Source organism: Bacillus sp. 1735sda2, from assembly GCF_024159245.1.
GTDB lineage: Bacteria > Bacillota > Bacilli > Bacillales > Bacillaceae > Bacillus > Bacillus pumilus_O.
The window spans coordinates 1,582,689-1,602,860 of the sequence record NZ_JAMYWZ010000001.1 but is presented as its reverse complement, the minus strand read 5'-3'; the positions used below and the strand labels follow the sequence as shown (position 1 = coordinate 1,602,860).

Annotated in this window: 23 protein-coding genes and 1 other annotated feature; all 23 genes read right to left on the bottom strand. The window is 41.8% G+C overall.

Features of this window, described 5'->3' with window-relative positions:
- Nucleotides 1–14: 14 nt before the first annotated feature.
- Nucleotides 15–1,343, bottom strand: coding sequence for a solute carrier family 23 protein (locus NKR21_RS08270; RefSeq protein ID WP_144455973.1), 1,329 nt, complete (start codon nt 1,341–1,343; stop codon nt 15–17).
- Between the two features lie 154 nt (nt 1,344–1,497).
- A complete protein-coding gene (gene pyrR, locus NKR21_RS08265) occupies nt 1,498–2,040 on the bottom strand; it encodes a bifunctional pyr operon transcriptional regulator/uracil phosphoribosyltransferase PyrR (RefSeq protein WP_012009892.1) in 543 nt (180 codons plus the stop codon).
- A gap of 170 nt (nt 2,041–2,210) precedes the next feature.
- Nucleotides 2,211–3,125, bottom strand: a complete 915-nt coding sequence (locus tag NKR21_RS08260) for an RluA family pseudouridine synthase (RefSeq protein ID WP_119124816.1) — start codon at nt 3,123–3,125, stop codon at nt 2,211–2,213.
- Nucleotides 3,122–3,589, bottom strand: a complete 468-nt coding sequence (gene lspA / locus NKR21_RS08255) for a signal peptidase II (protein WP_012009890.1) — start codon at nt 3,587–3,589, stop codon at nt 3,122–3,124. Before lspA ends, NKR21_RS08260 begins: the two co-directional genes overlap by 4 nt.
- Nucleotides 3,590–3,683: 94 nt before the next feature.
- Complete coding sequence (locus NKR21_RS08250; RefSeq protein ID WP_088001532.1) at nt 3,684–4,058, bottom strand: TraR/DksA family transcriptional regulator; 375 nt, start codon at nt 4,056–4,058, stop codon at nt 3,684–3,686.
- A 160-nt stretch (nt 4,059–4,218) separates the two neighbouring features.
- Nucleotides 4,219–6,984 carry an isoleucine--tRNA ligase gene (gene ileS / locus NKR21_RS08245; RefSeq protein ID WP_012009888.1) on the bottom strand — a complete coding sequence of 922 codons (2,766 nt, stop codon included), beginning with the start codon at nt 6,982–6,984 and terminating at the stop codon, nt 4,219–4,221.
- Nucleotides 6,985–7,043: 59 nt separating this feature from the next.
- Nucleotides 7,044–7,282, bottom strand: a binding site (T-box leader).
- Between the two features lie 59 nt (nt 7,283–7,341).
- Nucleotides 7,342–7,836 (bottom strand): DivIVA domain-containing protein, encoded by a 495-nt coding sequence (locus tag NKR21_RS08240; protein WP_003211323.1) that lies wholly within the window; start codon nt 7,834–7,836, stop codon nt 7,342–7,344.
- 26 nt (nt 7,837–7,862) lie between these two features.
- Nucleotides 7,863–8,639, bottom strand: a complete 777-nt coding sequence (locus NKR21_RS08235; protein WP_144455971.1) for a YlmH family RNA-binding protein — start codon at nt 8,637–8,639, stop codon at nt 7,863–7,865.
- 53 nt (nt 8,640–8,692) lie between these two features.
- Nucleotides 8,693–8,974: a YggT family protein gene (locus NKR21_RS08230; RefSeq protein WP_144455969.1), complete on the bottom strand. Its 282-nt coding sequence runs from the start codon at nt 8,972–8,974 to the stop codon at nt 8,693–8,695.
- A gap of 6 nt (nt 8,975–8,980) precedes the next feature.
- Nucleotides 8,981–9,439, bottom strand: a complete 459-nt coding sequence (sepF, locus tag NKR21_RS08225; RefSeq protein ID WP_003212271.1) for a cell division protein SepF — start codon at nt 9,437–9,439, stop codon at nt 8,981–8,983.
- 1 nt (nt 9,440) lies between these two features.
- Nucleotides 9,441–10,130: a YggS family pyridoxal phosphate-dependent enzyme gene (locus NKR21_RS08220; RefSeq protein ID WP_144455967.1), complete on the bottom strand. Its 690-nt coding sequence runs from the start codon at nt 10,128–10,130 to the stop codon at nt 9,441–9,443.
- 6 nt (nt 10,131–10,136) lie between these two features.
- Complete coding sequence (pgeF, locus tag NKR21_RS08215) at nt 10,137–11,000, bottom strand: peptidoglycan editing factor PgeF (protein ID WP_144455965.1); 864 nt, start codon at nt 10,998–11,000, stop codon at nt 10,137–10,139.
- 212 nt (nt 11,001–11,212) lie between these two features.
- Complete coding sequence (locus tag NKR21_RS08210; RefSeq protein WP_008344958.1) at nt 11,213–11,449, bottom strand: YlmC/YmxH family sporulation protein; 237 nt, start codon at nt 11,447–11,449, stop codon at nt 11,213–11,215.
- A gap of 79 nt (nt 11,450–11,528) precedes the next feature.
- The gene (locus tag NKR21_RS08205) at nt 11,529–12,305 is read right to left on the bottom strand and encodes an ABC transporter ATP-binding protein (RefSeq protein ID WP_041816233.1); all 777 of its coding nucleotides are present in this window, start codon (nt 12,303–12,305) and stop codon (nt 11,529–11,531) included.
- Between the two features lie 129 nt (nt 12,306–12,434).
- A complete protein-coding gene (locus tag NKR21_RS08200; RefSeq protein ID WP_007499733.1) occupies nt 12,435–12,791 on the bottom strand; it encodes a PTS glucitol/sorbitol transporter subunit IIA in 357 nt (118 codons plus the stop codon).
- A gap of 26 nt (nt 12,792–12,817) precedes the next feature.
- Nucleotides 12,818–13,828 (bottom strand): PTS glucitol/sorbitol transporter subunit IIB, encoded by a 1,011-nt coding sequence (gene srlE, locus NKR21_RS08195; protein ID WP_012009881.1) that lies wholly within the window; start codon nt 13,826–13,828, stop codon nt 12,818–12,820.
- Nucleotides 13,829–13,841: 13 nt separating this feature from the next.
- A complete protein-coding gene (gene srlA, locus NKR21_RS08190; RefSeq protein WP_003210918.1) occupies nt 13,842–14,372 on the bottom strand; it encodes a PTS glucitol/sorbitol transporter subunit IIC in 531 nt (176 codons plus the stop codon).
- 18 nt (nt 14,373–14,390) lie between these two features.
- On the bottom strand, nt 14,391–14,822 hold the full coding sequence (locus NKR21_RS08185; RefSeq protein ID WP_003212289.1) for a transcriptional regulator GutM: 432 nt from the start codon (nt 14,820–14,822) through the stop codon (nt 14,391–14,393).
- A gap of 12 nt (nt 14,823–14,834) precedes the next feature.
- Nucleotides 14,835–16,079 carry an NAD(P)H-dependent oxidoreductase gene (locus NKR21_RS08180; protein ID WP_012009880.1) on the bottom strand — a complete coding sequence of 415 codons (1,245 nt, stop codon included), beginning with the start codon at nt 16,077–16,079 and terminating at the stop codon, nt 14,835–14,837.
- A gap of 243 nt (nt 16,080–16,322) precedes the next feature.
- Complete coding sequence (locus tag NKR21_RS08175) at nt 16,323–17,261, bottom strand: sugar-binding transcriptional regulator (protein WP_012009879.1); 939 nt, start codon at nt 17,259–17,261, stop codon at nt 16,323–16,325.
- A 151-nt stretch (nt 17,262–17,412) separates the two neighbouring features.
- Nucleotides 17,413–18,192 (bottom strand): RNA polymerase sporulation sigma factor SigG, encoded by a 780-nt coding sequence (gene sigG, locus NKR21_RS08170; protein ID WP_003211879.1) that lies wholly within the window; start codon nt 18,190–18,192, stop codon nt 17,413–17,415.
- A 142-nt stretch (nt 18,193–18,334) separates the two neighbouring features.
- Nucleotides 18,335–19,054: an RNA polymerase sporulation sigma factor SigE gene (sigE, locus tag NKR21_RS08165; RefSeq protein WP_012009878.1), complete on the bottom strand. Its 720-nt coding sequence runs from the start codon at nt 19,052–19,054 to the stop codon at nt 18,335–18,337.
- 58 nt (nt 19,055–19,112) lie between these two features.
- Entirely contained in the window at nt 19,113–20,042 is a 930-nt protein-coding gene (spoIIGA, locus tag NKR21_RS08160; RefSeq protein WP_012009877.1) for a sigma-E processing peptidase SpoIIGA, read from the bottom strand.
- Between the last annotated feature and the right edge of the window lie 130 nt (nt 20,043–20,172).

The following is a 20,172-nucleotide window of genomic DNA, read 5'->3' as shown; positions in this document are numbered from 1 at the left end:
AACCCTTGTCAGCCTCACTGGACTTCTTTTAAAAGGTTTTCTGTATTCGATTCATTTGACTCGTCATAATCCGCTTTTGGCTGAGGCAGGATCAGGTTTAACAAGACACCTGTGATGGCAGCAAGTGCCATTCCAGATAGCGTGAGGTTGATTTGTTTCACCTCAATGAATGCCCCGCCAATTCCGATCACTAAGATGACAGATGCGATAATGAGATTACGCTTTTCTTCAAAATTCACTTTATGATCAATCAGGATTCTCAGGCCGCTTGAGGCAATGATCCCAAAGAGCAGGAACGAAACGCCTCCCATGACCGCGGACGGCACTGTACTGATTAATGCTGAGATTTTTCCGACAAAGCCGAAGCAGATGGCAAAGACTGCTGCTCCTCCGATGACGAAGATACTGAACACTCTTGTAATGGCAAGGACGCCGATGTTCTCTCCATACGTTGTTGTCGGTGGTCCGCCAATGAGTGAAGCGAAGATTGTCGCTGCACTGTCTCCTAAAATGGAGCGATGAAGACCAGGTTTTTTAATGAAATCTTGCCCTACAACTTTACTTAACACCACTTGGTGGCCAATATGCTCAGACATTGTCACAAAGGCAACCGGCACCATCACAGTGAGAATGCTTAATGTCACAGCAGGTGTGTAATCGACAAATGGTACGACGAAGTCTGGTACAGCAAACCATTTTGCATCTATGACCGGCTGAAAATTTACAATGCCTTGTGATAAGGCAAAGAGATAGCCGCTGATAATGCCGATTAATACAGGAATCAAGCTTAGGAAACCTCTTAGGAAAATCATGCTGATAATCGTGACAGCCAGTGTGAAGCCGGCGACCGTTAAGTGCTTCAGGCTGTAAACAAGCTCAGTGGCATTTGGATCAACATACATCGCCATGTTAACAGCTGTTCCAGCGAGTCCAAGTCCGATGACCATAATGACCGGCCCTACGACGACTGGCGGCAGAAGTTTCATCAGCCAGCCTGTGCCAAGCCATTTTATAAATAATGCAATGAGTGCATACGCGACACCCGCCATGAAGGCACCAACCATTGCGGCCCCAGGGCCGCCTGTTGCTTTGACATTCAGTATGGGGGCGATAAAGGCAAAGGACGAACCAAGATACGCCGGAATTTGGCCTCTTGTGATGATTAAGTAAACAATCGTTCCAACACCGCTTGAGATGAGCGCGACGGCTGGACTCATATCGATGATTTTTGGTACTAGAATGGTCGCACCAAACATGGCAAACAAATGCTGAAGGCTAAGCGACAGCCATGTGAACGGTTTTGGGATATCTCGAATGCCTAAATTGGCTTTTTGCTGACTCATGATTTTTCCTCCTAGATGTGTCCTTTTTCATTAAAAAAGCCTCTTTGCAAGTATGCGCAAAGAGGCCTAGAAAAACCGTACACGTCTTGTTAACCGTGCTCAGTGTCTCTGTTATTGCCCTCTTTGCAAACTCTCTGGAATGCATTTAAAAAGGTTATTTTTCATATATAGCGACAAGGTCGTTTTGATCTACTTCATTCAGTTGAACCATCACTGTCTCTGCTTTTGATGTCGGAATGTTCTTCCCGATATAATCCGCTCGAATCGGCAGCTCACGGTGTCCCCGGTCGACGAGAACAGCAAGCTGAATGGAAGATGGTCTCCCTACATCCACTAGGGCATCCATGGCTGCTCTGACGGTTCTACCTGTAAATAGGACATCATCCACGACGATTAGTGTTTTGTCATTAATGTCAGCTGGAATGTCTGCACCCTTCACAAGCGGGTCTTGGTTGTCTGTCTTTTTTGTCAGGTCATCACGGTATAGCGTAATATCAAGTTCACCCACTATGACTGGATTTCCTTCAATTTGCTCAATGCGCTCTGCAAGGCGCTTTGCAAGATGAATGCCTCTTGTCTTGATCCCCGCAAGGATGACATCTTTCATCCCTTTGTTACGCTCAATCATTTCATGTGCAATTCGGGTCAGCGCTCGTCTGATCGCTTGTTCATCAAGAATGACTGCTTTTTGTTCCATCTTTTACACCTCTTTTTGACAAATAAAAAGCCCCTTCTGCAAAGGGCAGAGAGGGGCGTTCATTTGTGCATACACGTGCACAAATTGATCCGTTATCCTTCTCAGCCTCTCTGGACTGTTTTAAAGAATCTTGATTTCTTCGTTCATTATTTCAAAAAAAGAACGGCCTGTCAATCGTTATTTCTTAATGAATCGATAAAGCCCCGCATATCAGCAGGAACTGGTGCTGTGAACTCGATATATTCACCTGTTCTTGGATGATCAAATCCTAAAACACCTGCATGCAGCAGCTGACCATTGAAATCGACTGTCTTTCTCGGTCCATATTTCGGATCTCCTGCAAGCGGATAGCCGATATATTTCATATGAACACGAATCTGATGTGTTCTTCCTGTTTCCAGTCGGCACTCCACCAACGTGAAATCCTCAAAGCGTTCAATCACATCAAAGTGAGTGACGGCTTGTTTTGAACTTTCTTTTGTCACTGTCATGCTTTGGCGGTCTTTTTTGTCTCTGCCAATTGGGGCATCAATTGTACCTGTATCATGCTGGATAATGCCATGAACAACGGCTGTATATTTTCTTGTGACAGTCTTAGCCACAAGTTGATTGACGAGTGATTCATGCGCCATATCGTTTTTTGCGACCATTAACAGCCCAGACGTGTCTTTATCAATGCGGTGGACTATACCAGGACGCATCACTCCATTAATCCCTGATAAATCTGTGCAATGGGCCATTAGACCATTTACTAGTGTTCCTGACACATGACCTGGCGCTGGATGAACGACCATTCCTCGTGGTTTATTCACTACGAGCACATCTGCATCTTCATAATAAATATCAAGATCCATTGCTTCTGCTTCTACATCTAGTGCTTCTGGTTCTGGAATCTCGACTTTAATTTGATCTCCAGCTTGTACTTTGTAATTGGCTTTCACTTGCTTCCCATTTACTTCGATCAGCCCATCTTTTACCCACTGCTGGACCTGGGTTCTTGACCATTCTGGTTCTGTCGTGCTTAGAAATTTATCAAGCCGTTCACTTGTTTGTTCTTCTGAAACGGCAATATTTACTTGATTCATGTAGTTGACTCCTTCGTTTTCTTTCCATCTAACAGCATTTGAATGAAGAGCAGAATAACTCCTACACATAGAGAAGAATCTGCAATATTAAAGATTGGGTAGTGATAATTCCCAAAGACGAAATGAGCAAAATCTACCACTTCCTGACGGAAAACGCGGTCGATAAAGTTCCCAATCGCTCCGCCAAGCATTAAGGCAAGTGCAACTCCAAGCAGCTTGTCCTTTTGTCCATGCTTTTGCAAATAATAAACAATTCCCGCAATAACAACGAGTGTGATCACATAGAAAAACCACATTTGTCCTTGGAGAATTCCCCATGCGGCGCCTGAATTTCGGTGAGACGTTATATAAAAGAAGCCATCAATCACTGGATAAGAATCTCCGAGCATCATATTTTTGACAATGAGCCATTTTGTTAATTGATCTAAACAAATCATCACGAATGCGATTATGTAATAGAACACACACGTTCCTCCACTTTCATACTTTGATCTTTAAGCATTTTATCAAGAAAACAGGGAGGAGTAAAGAAACTTTAGTTGACAGACAAAAACCTCCCTACATGTGGAAGGCTTCAAAATGAGAATCATCTGATTCATGAGGATAAGGAGTGAATGCTTTTTTCTCGTATTGCTTATGATATAAAAAGTCGTCAACTGTGCGGGCGGTAGGAAGAATACTCATTTGTTCAAGCGGAATGACATCACCTGTTGCCTCACAAATACCATAGGTTCCTTGCTCAATTTTTGCAATAGCGAGAGACACATCTTGAAGTTCTTCTTTGATGTGGTAAAGAAGCGTGGCCGTTTGGACCTCGTTCATTGAGATATGCTCAGCGGATGAACGAAATGATGTGTATTCAAACAGTTTAGCTTGCAGCTCTTCTCTCATTTGAAGGAGTTCCGTGTAAATCGTCTCTAGGTCGCCAATCATGTCGCTATTTCAACTCCTGCCCTGTCGTGATAATCATATTGTTGCCCTGGCTGTCCACTTTAAAGCCATAAGATTTTTCCTTTCGTTCTAAACGCTGTCATTTTCGCAAAAAAGAAAACGCCCCGCATATGGCGGGGCGCTAGTTGGTCTTATCACACTGTTAATTCTGGTAATATTTTTCCACGATTTCAGCATTTTTCAGTGACAATGTTGGGTATTTCGGATTTGCACCAACATCTTTAGAAATAATACGAGAACGTTCGCATAGTTCTCCTTCTGCTTTTTGAACCACAATTCTTCCTGAAGTGTATTCAGGTGCGGATGTGTCAGCATTTTGCGCATCTTCTACCGTTAATTCAGAGATGATAAAGAGCTGCTTCACATCTTCTTTAATGGATGCAAGAAGATTTTTCACTTCTTCTGTCGCATAAAGGGTCACACTTGCTTCAAGAGAACGTCCGATCACTTTCTCATTACGTGCAATTTCGAGCGCTTTTAGCACATCGTCACGCACTTCCATAAAGCGGTCAAACTTCGCTTCTGTCGCATCCGCTTGAGAAACCGTCACACCTTCTGGCATATCTGTTAATTGAACACTTGGCTCTTCAACAAAGCTTAAGTGGCTCCATAATTCATCTGCTGTATGCGGAAGAATTGGTGCTGTCAGTTTCACTAACGCCATCAATGTTTCGTAGAAGACCGTCTGCATGCTGCGGCGGTCTGGATGATCCGCATGCTCAATGTACACGACATCCTTTGCAAAGTCGAGATAGAAAGAACTTAGCTCAATTGTACAGAAATTGTGAATCGCATGATACACGACCGCAAATTCGTAATCATCATATGCCTTTTTCACTTTCTCAATCAATTTGTTTAATTTGATCAAGATATATTGATCCACTTCGCGAAGCTCTTCTACAGGCACCGCATTGACTGCTGGATCAAAGTCAAATAGGTTACCGTGCAGGAAGCGGAACGTGTTACGGATTTTACGATAGACTTCTGCTACTTGTTTTAAGATATCATCAGACACCGGGTGATCGGCTTGATAGTTGACAGAAGATACCCAAAGTCTTAGAATCTCCGCCCCAAGCTGCTTCGCTACCTTTGTTGGGTCAATTGTATTGCCTAATGATTTACTCATCTTGCGTCCTTCTTTATCAAGCGTAAAGCCGTGGCTCAGAACACCTTTATACGGTGCTTTTCCAGTGACCGCAACTGCTGTTGATAAGGAAGAGTTAAACCAGCCGCGATATTGGTCAGATCCTTCAAGGTAAAGGTCTGCCGGACGAACAAGGTCATCTCTTTCTTCTAAAACGGCTTGGTGAGAAGAACCGGAATCAAACCATACATCCATGATGTCCTGCTCTTTTGTGAATTCACCGTTCGGACTGCCTGGATGTGTAAAGCCTTCTGGCAATAGTTCTTTCGCTTCTTTTTCAAACCAAATATTCGAGCCATGTTCTCTAAATAATTGAGAGACATGCTGAATGGTTTCGTCCGTGATGATTGGCTCCCCATTTTCAGCATAAAAGACCGGAATTGGAACGCCCCAGACACGCTGTCTTGAAATACACCAGTCGCCTCTGTCACGCACCATATTGAAAAGGCGTGTCTCGCCCCATGCTGGCACCCATTTCGTTTCTTTAATATTATCTAGAAGCGCTTCTCTGAAGTCTTTAATCGACGCAAACCACTGAGCGGTTGCACGATAAATCGTTGGCTTTTTCGTTCTCCAATCATGCGGGTAAGAGTGCGTGATAAAGTCGAGCTTTTTCAGCGCGCCTTTTGCTTCAAGCTGTTCTGTGATAGCTTTATTCGCATCTTCGTAGAATAGTCCTTCAAAACCAGGCGCTTCTTCTGTCATGACACCTTTTTCGTCTACTGGACATAGTACGTCTAGACCGTACTTCATGCTGACAATAAAGTCATCCTCCCCGTGACCTGGCGCTGTATGAACACAGCCTGTACCTGCATCTGTTGTCACGTGATCACCAAGCATCACAAGTGAATCTCTACCATAAATCGGATGCTCTGCAACGACGTTGTCTAATTCTTTTCCTTTTAATGTTTTCACAACTTCATACTCTTCAAAACCAAGCGTTTTTGCCACTTGTTCAACGAGTTCAGATGCAACAACATATCGCTCAGCACCCACTTGAAGAACGCTGTACTCTAGGTTGGGATGAACACAAATACCAAGGTTTGCAGGAAGTGTCCAAGGTGTTGTTGTCCAGATGATGAATTGTTCGTCGTTTTCAAGTACGCCTTTTCCATCTTTCACTTTAAATGAAACGTAAATGGATGGTGAACGTTTGTCTTTATATTCAATTTCCGCTTCAGCAAGAGCTGACTCACTTGAAGGAGACCAGTTAACTGGTTTTAATCCTTTGTAAATATAGCCTCTCTTCGCCATTTCACCGAAGACAAGAATTTGCTGCGCTTCGTACTCAGGCTTTAGCGTGACATATGGATTGTCCCAGTCTGCTCTGACGCCTAATCGCTTAAACTGATTGCGCTGTCCTTCGATTTGCTTCCAAGCATACTCCTCGCATAGTTTGCGGAATTCAGCTGTAGACATTTCTTTGCGTTTGACTTTTTTATTTTTTGTGAGTGCTGTTTCAATTGGTAAGCCATGTGTATCCCAGCCCGGTACGTACGGTGCGTGGAACCCATTCATTGATTTAAAACGGACAATAAAATCTTTTAGAATTTTATTGAGGGCGTGCCCCATATGAATGTCACCATTCGCATATGGAGGTCCATCATGCAAAATAAAGGTCGGGCGTCCTTTTGTCCGCTCTAAAACCATTTGATAGATGTCTTTTTCTGCCCACTCCTCTTGGATTTCAGGCTCTTTGTTCGGCAAGTTCCCTCTCATAGGGAATTCTGTTTTCGGCATTAATAAGGTGTCTTTGTAGTTCATACCCATTCCTCCATATGCAAATTCTGATTAAAAAACAATAAAAAAAGCCCTCTCATCCCATAAGGGACGAGAAGGCTTGTCTCGCGGTACCACCCTTTTAGACAAGCGCTATTTAAGGCAGCCGCTTATCCACTCTAAAATCGTAACGTGATCAGACGCCTTTTCTTACTGGTCATTTCAGAAAAGGAACTAAAGGGGTGATCTCATTGCAGCGTCTCGTAATGTCAGGCTTCCACCATCCCTGATTCGCTTAATTACGTATATGACAACTGCGAGTGTCCCTTTCAAACGTTTATCTCTTGTTAATTTATGATGGTATTATATGCAACATGAGCGTGTCATGTCAAGATGATGCGCTTATTCTTTTTCGTCAAAGACAGCGTCAACTTCATATTCCAGTAAATGATCCCAATCGTCATTTTTTAGAAGATCAAGCTGAGCTTCGATGAGCATTTGGAAGCGAGTTCTAAAGACTTTTGACTGCTTCTTAAGCTCTTCGATTTCCATCGCAATCTTTCTTGATTTAGATAGCGCTTCGTTGATAATACGATCTGCATTTTTCTCTGCTTCACGAATGATCAATTTCGCTTCTTTATCAGAATGACGTTTGACGTCTTCTGCTGCTTCCTGCGCCACAAGAATTGATTTGTTTAACGTTTCTTCAATTGTTGCAAAATGACCTAGTCTTTCGTCAAGCTCGTTTACTTTTTCTTCGAGTTCATTCTTTTTGCGAAGCACGATTTCGTAATCTTTACGTACTTGGCTTAAAAACTCATTTACTTCATCTTCGTCATAGCCGCGAAAGCTTTTTGTGAACGTTTTATTATGAATATCATTAGGTGTTAATGGCAACCTCGCCACCTCCAGATTCAAGTTCGTTATGTCAGAAGCTCAAATGTTACTTTAAATTTATCTTTTTTGGTCTTCCCATCAATCGTTTTGAGGCTAAAGCGGCCAAATCCCCTGACAGAGAGCTGATCGCCTTCGCCAATTGTAAAGGAAGGGTCCTCAGTGACTTTCCAGTTAACTTTAACAAGCCCATTTTTGACCAAAAGTTGTGCCTTTTGCCGAGATTGACGGCTGATTGCAGCACATACCGCATCAAGCCGTAGTGAAGAAATCGTATCTTCTTTGATGTCAGTCTTACTGGTAACCGGCTTTAAATCTGCCTGCGTGATTTCCTCTAATGATACGGAGGCTCTGCCGACATGCGTCAGCTGCGCCCGTACAAAATCAGCAACATCACTCGTACAAATAAACTGCACATCTTCCTCTGAAAATAACAGATCTCCAAATTTTTGACGCTTCAAGCCTGTCCCAATCAGTGAACCAAGGAGCTTCGGATGTTCTAGCGAAATAAACTTTTTCGCATAGTTCACTTGAAAATAAGACAGCTCAGCATCCTGAGTAGCCGGTTCTAAATATTCAGGATAAATGAGCGCTCTTTTCCGCTCCGCGCCTTCATACCCGCCAAAAAACATGATTCCAAGCTCATCAGCATGCTGGATGACGGACTGGGTAATAAACTGCTCCCGCGGATCAAGAAAGTCTGTTAATTTCATTCGATATTGGTCAAGTGCGATTTTTTTCCAGCCTAACACTTGGTCAACAAATGGCTGTTCGTCTTTTCTAAAATGTTGATAAATATCGCTCATTTTGTTCCCCTCTTATGTAAAAGAGCCTGGCAGTGCCAAAAACGGCAGCCTGTCTACATGAAGCGTGCAATCATATTGTAAAGACCAGTTAGTCCATATAATGATGCAAAACGAATCACAAGCAATGCCACAATTGGCGAAATGTCAATCATGCCAATTGGCGGAATAATTTTACGAAATGGTTCTAAATACGGTTCACAAATATTTGTCAGAAAGCGCCCAATTGCTGTTTCTCTTGCAGATGGCACCCATGACATGAAGATGTAAATAATAATCGCGAACGAGTAAATCGTTAATGCAGTTTGCAAAAACTGGAAAATGTAATATAGAATCACTATGATTTACCACCTCTGAGGTTCTTCCTCTGTCAGAAGTTCTGATATTGTGCCAGATACATCCACATTATCAGGTGTGCAGAGGAATATATTCGAGCCAATGCGCTGGATGTCTCCACCGATTGCATAAACAGTTCCGCTTAAGAAGTCGATGATTCGCTTTGCTTGATCGTGCTGAATGCGCTGCAAATTGACGACGACTGCACGTCTGTTTTTAATATGGTCTGCAATCTCCTGCGCTTCTGCATAAACACGCGGCTCACTTAACACCACTTTAGAGGATTTCTGCACGCTTTGCAAGCTGACGACATTTTGTTTCCCAGTCTGCGGACGCTCTTGAAATGCCGCTTTGTCTTTCGTTCCTTTTTCTTCTTGGACTGGTTCTCTTTCTTCATCAATATATTCGTACTCATACTCTTCATCGTCGAGAGTGAAAAAGCTTTTAAACTTATTTTTTATGCTCATGTCACGCACCTCCTGTTTCATTTCCAACAAGTGAAGAGCCAATCCGAACGAATGTCGCACCTTCTTCAATTGCGATTTCAAAATCATTTGACATGCCCATCGATAAATGCTGACAAGGTGCATTTACTTGGTTAAGATGTTTTACTTCTTCTTGAAGGTTTTTTAATGTTTTAAAGCAGTTTCGTATCACAGTGTGATCATCTGTAAATGGAGCCATCGTCATCAGTCCAGCAATTTCAATCTTTTTGAAATCAGCGAGCTGCTTCACAAATGGAATCACGTCTTCACTTTGCAGGCCGTGCTTTGACTCCTCCAGCGATGTATTCACTTGTACAAAACAGCGAACCGTGTGATCCGCTCTTTTTTCAATTTCATTCGCAAGTGAGATCCTATCGAGCGAATGTAAGTAGTCAATGGTCTGAATGACAGATTTTACTTTTCGTGTTTGTAGACTACCGATGAAGTGCCAGCTAATGCTTTCATCGGTTATAGATGCTTGTTTTTCAAGTAACCCTTGGTCACGATTTTCACCAAAATGCAAAATTCCTGCTTCTTTGGCTTCTTGTGCTCGTTCAATTGAGACATATTTTGTGACAGCGACGACGGATACATCGTCTGGGTTTCGACCGGCTCTTTTACATGCTTCGTTTATTTGTTCATTTATTTGTCTGAGATTCTCTCGTACATTCAATTGCTCTTATGCCTCCTTAAACCCGACAAAAGACATCATACGTCCTGTTTTTCCTTGATCACGCCGGTGTGAGAAGAATAGCTGATCATTGCAGCTTGTGCACATCGAACTGACATGTATGTTTTCTTCTTTCATCCCTGCATGAAGCAATACGTTTTTGTTTAATGTTTTTAAGTCTAATTTATATTGTCCTTGTGATATCTCGGAATACACATCCTCTGTAGAAAAGGGAAGCTGTTTCACTTGATTTAAGACTACATCATCCACTATGTAGCAGCAATTGCCAATGGATGGTCCAATGACGACTTGTATTTGATCGATCTTAGCACCTTCTTGGTTGACCCATAGATCTACCATCTTTGCACCAATTTGCTTGACGGTTCCTTTCCATCCGGCATGGGCTGTTCCGATGAGGCCATGTTGCGGAGCTAGAAAATAAAGCGGAACACAATCGGCGAAACAAAGAGCGAGCATGATGTTCGGTTCAGACGTGTATAATCCGTCAGTTCTAGGCAGTGCCTCATGATAATGAAGACTTCCTCTTCCTCTTTGCTCCTTGGTGACTTTCTTGATGCGGTCCTCGTGTGTTTGGTCTGCAAACACCCAATCAGAGAGCGGCACAGCAGTAGCATCTGCTATGACTTGACGATTCATTTGGACACTAGAAGCATCATCTCCTACATGGAGTCCAGTGTTCAATGATTGATATGGAGAAAGGCTGAAGCCGCCATTTTTTGTCGTAAATCCGGCCAATACCTCTTTACCAGAACATGTCATGTTCGTCCAATCATGAATCATCATTGCATCAGGTGATTTCTGCTGAAAGGGGTCATAATTGTGTGTCAAAGCTGCCTCCCACCTTTCATTCATCTCTCTTTATATCGCTCCTATTTTACCACAAGACATGCGTAGACAGTTAGTGGGATTCATTAAATATTACACTCAAATGTGCCCTTTCTACAGGTTTTTTTGCAAATTGATATGAAAACGTAATCTTTTTACCCGAAAAAGACATTGTTTGCTGAGAATGGAGAGCTTTTGTTAAGGATTCTTAAATGATTCATTGAGGAGTTATACGAATTTTAGGAAGATAATCGGACAAGTATCACATCTTCGCCAATTTTTACTATATTTCGCCACGGCACAATCATTTCCTCTTCTTTTCCGAAAAATCCCATCATTTTACCTGTTCCGCCGATAATGATTGCTTGTATTTTACCGCTCGTCACATTGATATCAATGTCCCCAATGGTGCCTAGTTTTTTTCCGCTTGACACATCGACAACATCCTTGATTTGGAATTCAGAAATACTGATCATCTGTCCTTCCCCGCCTTTCGTTTTCTACTATAATATGTATGATGGAAAAGCAGGGACGCAGACCAATAGTTTCTTTTATCTACAATTTACTTAAGTGAGGACGGCCATTTCTCCACATCACATCTACCGCACATTCAAAGAAGGAAGAAAGCAAATCGCTTGTCATCATCTCTTTTGTTTTCCCTTGATCAAAAACAGATCCATTTTTTAATAATAAAGTGTGCTGAAAAACGGGCAAAATCTCTTCTGCATGATGGGTCGTGTAAAGCATCGTAGGCGCATCAGGCTTTGATGCAATGAATGAGATGGTCTCTAGCACCTGTTCTCTTGCTAAAAAATCAAGACCCGTCACAGGCTCATCTAAAATCAGGAGCTTAGGATCATTCATTAAAGCTCTCGCAATCAGGACTTTCTGCTTTTCTCCTTGTGAGAGTGTTTCATATGTCCGGTTCGCATATTTGAACGAACCAAATGCTTTTAATAGATCAATGGCTTTTTCTCTTATCTCATCTGTCGGGGTTTCGTAGAGTCCAATGGAGGCAAATGCCCCGCTGAGCACAATTTCAAATGCATTATCGTCTCTGTGCAGTTTCTTTTCAAGTCCTGCAGAAATGAGGCCAATTTTCTTCCTGAGCTTTTCGCCAAGAGCCTCCTTGCCAAAGACATGCCCCAGCACGGTCATCTCACCTGATGTAGGGAAATAATATGAGCAGAGCATATTTAATAAAGCGGTTTTCCCCGCACCATTTAAACCGTAAAGCACCCAGTGCTCCTCTTTGTTCACCTGCCAGTCAACAGACTGAAGCAACCATTTTCCATTTCGTTTTAAAGAAACATTCTTTAATTCAAGTGACAACATCATTTCCTCCTGATTAAAAATTCTGAATAAACAAATAATGAATGTTTACAGCATACCGCAATTGATCTTTCTGGTAAACCTCATATAAAAAAGCTGCTCCTTTTGAGGAACAGCTTTTCTTTAACGTTACGAAATTTCAATTCGTACGCCTTCTTTTATATCAGGAAACGTGTGCGGAGATGCAAAGACAGCTCCCGGTAAAACATCATCAAACGGCTCTTGGAAGTAGATCGAAATATGGCCGAGTTCTTTAAAGTTGTCATTTGCTTTATTGCCGAGGGCTGTAATCGTGTACGTTTGATCGCCCACTTGAATGGTACCGCCCAGTTTCAACGGCTCTTCTTCTAAGTGTTCGAACTCGTGAATGACGGACATATCTCTTAATTCCTGCGGCGCTGCGGGTCCAAATAAAACAATCAGCTTATCTTCTTTAAATTGCGGGACTAATATCCCGATTTCTTTTACGACAGATTGTGTAACCATGTATCTCGATTCCTCCTTTAATACGTTTAATACATACCGAAGCTGGCAGCGTATGCGATCACAACAGATAGAACCCCTGTAATGAGACGGCTATACAAAACAGCTGGTACTCCATATTGTACCGTTTCCGGCTTCGCTTCACCAAGTGATAGCCCAACTGGAATGAAATCACACCCTACTTGACCGTTGATAGCAAATAGTGCAGGAAGTGCAAATTGAGGCGGGATATTCCCTAGTGCAATTTGACTACCAATGAGAACACCGATGACTTGTGCAATGACTGCACCAGGTCCTAAGACAGGTGATAGGAATGGCAATGTACAGACGACAACGAGTAGTAAGAGTCCCCATATAGATCCTGCCAGTGGTGATAGAAAATGGGCAATCAAGTCACCAATTTTTGTATAATTGATAATTCCAATTAACATACTGACAAATGCCATGAATGGAATAATGTTTTTCAAAAGCATATCAACGGAATCACGACCAGCCTGATAGAACGTACCGGTAACTTTGCCAATTCCTCTTGAGAACCTCATCAAGAAATTCCCTTTTTCCTGACGCTCGAGATTTTCTTCTTTCAGTTTTGAATAGGTTTCTTTGAAATTCTCTTTGTCAATCGGCTCACTGTTATCCTGACCTTCTACTTTTGCCTCACCACTTGATGCATCCGCAAAGGAAATATCTTTTTCTGTGACGCCTGATACGAAGATATCCTCTGTAATATGTTTTGCAAGCGGTCCAGAAGGAGAGGATGCCAAAACGTCTACAGTTGGAATGCGCTTCATTGGATACAGTCCGATTCGCGCAGTTCCTCCGCAGTCAATGACAACACACATCATTTCATCTTCTGGTATCGAGTTTTTAAAGCCATCACATGCTTCTGTCCCTGTCATTTCTGCAATTTTACGTGCAACTGGGTGAATGCCTCCCCCTGTAATGGAAACAACCTTTCTTCTTTTACCGGTTGGTTCAAGCTCCAAGCCTTGGCCCCATCCGCCAGCACCTTTTGCTACAAATACTTTGTGGTTTGTCATGTCTAACCCTCCCCTATTGTGAATTCGCTTTCATTTTTCCTGCTAAGTACTTTGTAATCCATTCAGTAATAATACCGCGAAGTAAAATGACGACGATCCCGACTAAGAAGTACCGAACAGCAAGCTCTGACATTGAGTACCCTGCTTCTTTAATCCCGTTCGCAATCCCTAAGTAGACAAACAGTTCTCCTGCGTTGGCATATGGGAACAGTGATGTCACCGGATGAACAAATGAAACAGCTGAATCATAGAATGCTGGTTTTTGTTTTTCGGGTAAGAATCGGCCAAACGTATAAGCCATTGGGTTTGTCAAAATAAGAACGGATAAGATCGGCATTAACGTGTAGCGCAAAATGGTATATTTCGCAGCAAACTGAATTGCTCTATTCACTCGCTCTTCTCCAATAAACTTCATGACAGCATAAGTGAAAGTAAGTAACACAACAAGCGTTGGAACGATACCTGTAACAAGACCCATGAATTGCTTTCCGCCGGCTTCAAACATTCCGATAAAGTGCTCTCCAAACCATTGAATCCATTCCATGTTTCATCTCCCCTTTCTTTAGTTCACATTTGTTATATTTTTTTTCGAAATCGAGACAAGTGCCTGTTCAGCTGCCATGGAAAGTGCGTGCATGACAGCTGGCCCCTTTTTGCGTTTTTTCAACGTCTGCTTCATCATATGGTGCTCGTCTAACACAGCCCCTACATGCTTTCCTTCATATGAAGGGACTTCTTTAAACTTAGATAAGATCGACACACCGCCAAGCACATGGCATTTTTGAATGATATACGATTCATCCACAATGATGAGCGCAATGGCACCAGGGCCAACTTTGCGCCGCTCCATTCCTGAAAATAAGTGGTAACCTTGCTTCCCTCTGTAATCATCAATAAGTGAATCCATGCTCTTGCGGTAGTACTTGATTTGAATAAAAGATAACCCGTACTGCACAATGAGAATGATACAAAGTACGATCGCTAATTTTTCCACAGCTTCACGCCCTTATGATTGAAATAAGTGATCTTGTAATGAACGCAGCTTCCAGACCGTTGTGTTTGAATCAAGCTCTACATCATCGTGAGTGAGGAATTGTCCTAATTTGATGTCTTTTTTCGCTACGACTTTTCCGCTAATTAAGCCAATTGGAATGTGGCCGTTCGTTTTCATGTCTTGATGTGTTTCAAGAACACCTCTTACGGAGTATCCGCCAATTCCGTCAAGTGATTCTCCAGCTTTGATATCTCTTTTCGCCACAGCGACTGTTTCTGATACTGGTACACCAATTGGGTGAATAGATGAATCATGCTGTAAGACCGCTTTTGCGATGGTAACAGGTGTTTCAAGACTCGCTAAGTGGAAAGGACGGTAAAGTGTGTAGTGTGGGCCTTTTCCAACTTTTAAGTAACGCAGCTCTTCATCTACTGGCTCAAGATCACTCTTCACGATGACAAATACACCTGGTGCAAGTCCATTGACATATTCAACGACTCCGAAGTTATCGAGCACGCCGCCTTGCTGTTTTTGATTCAATTTATCTGCTACATTTTCTAAATTTGCTTCGACTCCATGCATACCGACTTTATCAGGCAGAAGCCCTGTCGCGTTACTTAATAAGTTCATTTCCGCCATTGTTTTTGTTCCGTCTTGGAATGCAGCTAGCATATGTGCACTCATATGTTTACTATCTGCTTCTGCTTTACACGTATCTGGATTTGCTTCTGGGAAGAATGGGTTGTTCTTTCCTTTACCAGCAACGAGTACCTCAAGCCCCATTGTTTTCGCAAATTCATATAATTCTAGTGTTGCTGCTGGTTCGTCTCCAGCTGATCCTGAGTAAACAAGTCCTGCATTTGTGAACAACTTATGCATAACCAAGCCGATGGTAATATCAACTTCTACATTTAAAAGAACGAGATGTTTTTTCGAATTAAGCGCTTCCAAAGAAATGTTTGCTCCGACCTCTGGGACACCTGTTGCGTCTACGACAACTTCCACGGAATCTGATTGAATCACTTCTCTGTAATCATTTGTAACAACCATTTGATGCGGTTTTGCATGCTGCTTGTAAAAATTCGCTGCCTTCTCTGCTGCACTAAGGTGGATATCACAAACACCAGCAACAATCATGCCTGGAATTTTAGAAATTTGTGAAATGAGTCCAAAGCCCATTTGGCCTGCACCAATAATCCCTACTTTGATTGGATCTCCACTACGTTCTCGAGCTAACAATTGTTGATAGATTGACATCTAAATCATCCTTTCAGGTTTTCTTGCTTCTCGGGTAGATTGCTAGAAATATAATCTGAAACTTTTAACAAATGTTATAAAAATTAACAAAAATCTGTTTCTTGTAACATTTGTTATTTTATTTATCATTTGTTATGAACTTAGTTTATATGATGTGTCAACTTTGTGTCAAGCTAAAATCGATAAAATTTTCAATCTTTTTGAGTCTAAAGACTCAAAAAACTACCTAATATCATTAGGTAGTTACTTTAATAAGGCATCTCCAGTTCGTTCATCGGTAATTAATACATGAATTAATCCACCTGCTAATGCCGCCCGAATGGCTTCAATTTTCTCTTCACCGCCAGCGACACCTATGACAAGCGGAATTTCTTTTAGCTTTTGCGGGCTTATGCCCATCACCCGGTCGTTCCATGGGTGGGGATATACTTCCCCTTGATGGTCAATAAAGTTATAGCAAATGTCACCTGCTACATCTTTCGCTTGAAGGATGTCTTCTTCGCCGCTTGTCATATAAGATTTCACCATCGTTGAATGCTGCGGGACACCACCAATTCCGACAACTGCGATATTTGATGATTCTCCTAGTTCAATGACTTTTTTGATCGACGGCTGCCGGATCAGGACATCTTTCGCTTCTTTCGTATCAAGCATGACGGGTACATGTAAAAATTCACATTTAGATTTGAGTGCCTCTGTGCATCTCGCAATAATATAGTTGGCGTGGATATCAACGTCTTCATTTCCCACACCTCCGACAAGCGGAACAAATGTCACGGATGGATAATGCTGAACAGACGTAAGCGCTTTTGCCATTTCATGCAGCGTAGTCCCTGAGGAAAACCCAATGACTTGTCCATCTTTCATCACTTTTAATAAAAAGTTTGCCGCCGCGGCTCCGATTCGGCTTTTGGTTGTGTCTTTGCTGAGTGTTTCCACACAGACAACTTCTCTCAGTCCATATTTGCGTTCTATTTTTCTTTCTAACGATCCATACTGTTGGTTGACTTCATCATGAATAATGATTTCCACGATTCCTGCTTCACGTGCTTTTGCCAAATATTTCGATATGAGCGAACGACTAACCCCAACCGCTTCTGCGATGTTAGATTGAGTGGCGCCTTCTTCATAATACATATGCGCAACCTTAATGAGCAGCCTTCTTTCATCATGGAATGTCATAATAACCCTTCTTTCCGCTTAAGTGTTCCCTAACAAATGCTATCTAAAATAACATTTGTTAAAAACAGATTAAATGAAAAAAATAACAGAGTCAATACTAGAAGCGTGTTCTCTCATAAGAATGAAAAAAGCCGCACATGAAGCGGCGGCTTTAAAAGATGTTTTTATTCATTTGTTTAATGGCTGCTTTTTCAAGCCTCGAGACTTGTGCTTGAGAAATTCCGATTTCCTCAGCGACTTCCATTTGCGTTTTGCCTTGGAAGAAGCGTTTGCGAAGAATCATTTTTTCCCTGTCGTTCAATCTGCGCATGCCCTCTTTTAAGGCCAATTCTTCCACCCATTGTGTATCTTTGTTCCGTTCATCACTAATTTGATCCATCACATAAATCGGATCTCCTCCGTCATTATAGATCGGTTCAAACAAAGAGACAGGATCTTGAATCGCATCTAAGGCAAAGACAATTTCCTCATGAGGCACTTCCAGCACTTTGGCAATGTCTTCTGCAGTTGGCTCCTTGCTTGTCTCACTAATCAGCCTCTCACGGACCTGAAGTGCCTTATAGGCAATATCTCTTAGTGAGCGAGACACCCGAATCGGGTTGTTATCACGCAAGTATCGACGGATTTCTCCTATGATCATAGGAACCGCATAAGTTGAAAATCTGACATTGTGGCTTAAATCAAAATTATCAATTGATTTCATTAATCCGATACAGCCTACTTGAAAGAGATCATCGACATACTCGCCTCTGTTGTTGAAACGCTGAATCACACTTAAAACCAACCGTAAATTGCCATTGACTAGCTTTTCTCTTGCTGTATCGTCACCCTCATCTTGCAGCTGTCTGAACAATTTTCTCATCTCGTCATTTTTCAGAACAGGCAGCTTGGAGGTGTCGACTCCGCAGATTTCCACTTTATTTCTGGACACTTTTTTCCCTCCCTACAGGAGCTGTTGTACAAAGTTCAGTATCTCCTTGGGATGGAAAAATATGCACGAGCGATGACGAGAATCATGAGAAAAAAGGTTGTTTCCTTTGACAGTGCAGGGACAGAGCTTTCCAAAAAAATTTTTAGACCATTTTATTAAATTCTTTTTGTAATCGTTTAATGATTCTTTTTTCAAGCCTCGAAATATAAGACTGAGAAATCCCAAGCATGTCAGCAACATCTTTTTGGGTTTTTTCCTCACCGCCAACTAAGCCAAATCTAAGTTCCATGATCTGCTTTTCGCGGTCATTTAATTGCTCTAGCGCTTTTTTTAGCAATTTTTTATCTACATTTGCTTCAATATCGCGTGTGATAATATCATCATCTGTTCCAAGTACGTCTGATAAAAGCAGTTCATTTCCGTCCCAATCAATGTTGAGCGGCTCATCAAACGAAACTTCTGACCGGATTTTGTTATTTCGACGCAAGTACATCAAAATCTCATTTTCAATACATCTCGACGCATATGTTGCAAGTTTGATCTTTTTTTCTGGGTTAAATGTATTGACTGCTTTGATCAAACCAATGGTTCCGATACTAATTAAGTCCTCAATATTAATACCCGTGTTCTCAAATTTTCTTGCGATGTAAACGACTAAACGTAAATTTCTTTCAATTAAAATCGCTCTTGCGGTTTGATCACCTTTTGGTAATTTGACAAGCAGCTCCTGCTCTTCATCCTTTGATAATGGAGGCGGGAGCGCTTCACTTCCACCAATATAATATATTTCATCACTCTTTAGACCTAGCTTCATGAGGAGTTTATACCAGTAGTAAGTGAGTTTAAATTTTATTTTTTTCATCTTCTTCTCCCTTCTAAATGTCAAGTTGACCTCGTAAGATAAAAGACATCACCAAAAACTACGACACCCCCTGGATGATTTTCCCGTCTAACATATCTGGATGAATGATGGATTGAAATTCCTGATCTGCCGATAAGCCGCTCAGACTCAACCCTACAAAACACTTAGCTGGCTGAATCATATGCGTCTTTGAATAAATGACAACTGTATCTGGTTTTAGGCATAGTAGAAAGCCGTGATCATGACCGACTGCTCGATATGGAACAAGTCTTAATCGATCAAGAAGAGGAAATTGATCATCGATCTTTTGCATGACTTCAACAGGATGAGACTGTTTCATGAGGTCTATAAACGATTCTCCGCAAATGGCCGTTAGATGGTCGGCCTGGACGATCATAACCGGTGTTTTGGTCATAGGATCATACAGCTGGTTGCCAGAATCAACGAGTCCCTTTAAACGAATGGTCTCTCCGTGAATGTGTAGTTCCACAAGCACTTGTTCATCATATTGTCTTTTTTTCGTACCAACCTCTCCTAATCTTTTCTTTGAAAACAGCCAAATTGCAGGAAACCCAGTTAAAACAAAAAGCCAGCTAATTGGATCACCAAAGCCATCATTTTGTGAAATCAGCAGACCATTTTGAATCACTGTATTGGTTTGCAAAAATGAATGAACCCCGATCATGCCTCCTCCCATCAAAAATGTTACAAAGTAAAAAGCAAACAGATTTTGAAAAAAGGAACGAAATCTTTGAAAACCAAAGGTTGCAAGAACGATGAAGATAGAAAAAAGTAGTTTGCCTAAAGGGTGTGACACAACCATTGCAAATGGTGTAAAGAGCAAGAGAACAATGCTCGATCCAATGAGAGCTCCTAACATATATCGCCTTTTTTTTACTTGTCGTTTGAGAATAAATGCAGTGAGTAAGAGAAGCAATAGATCAAAACAAAAGTTTAACAGCCAAATCACATCTAAATAAATGACCACCTTCTGCTCCTTTCATCTGAAACAAAGAATCAAAAGCAGTACTTGCACTTGTTTGTACCAGTATAAAACAGTCATGAGATGGAAGTCTGTCAATTCTTGTTGGGGATGATAGAGAACTTTTGGTGGATTG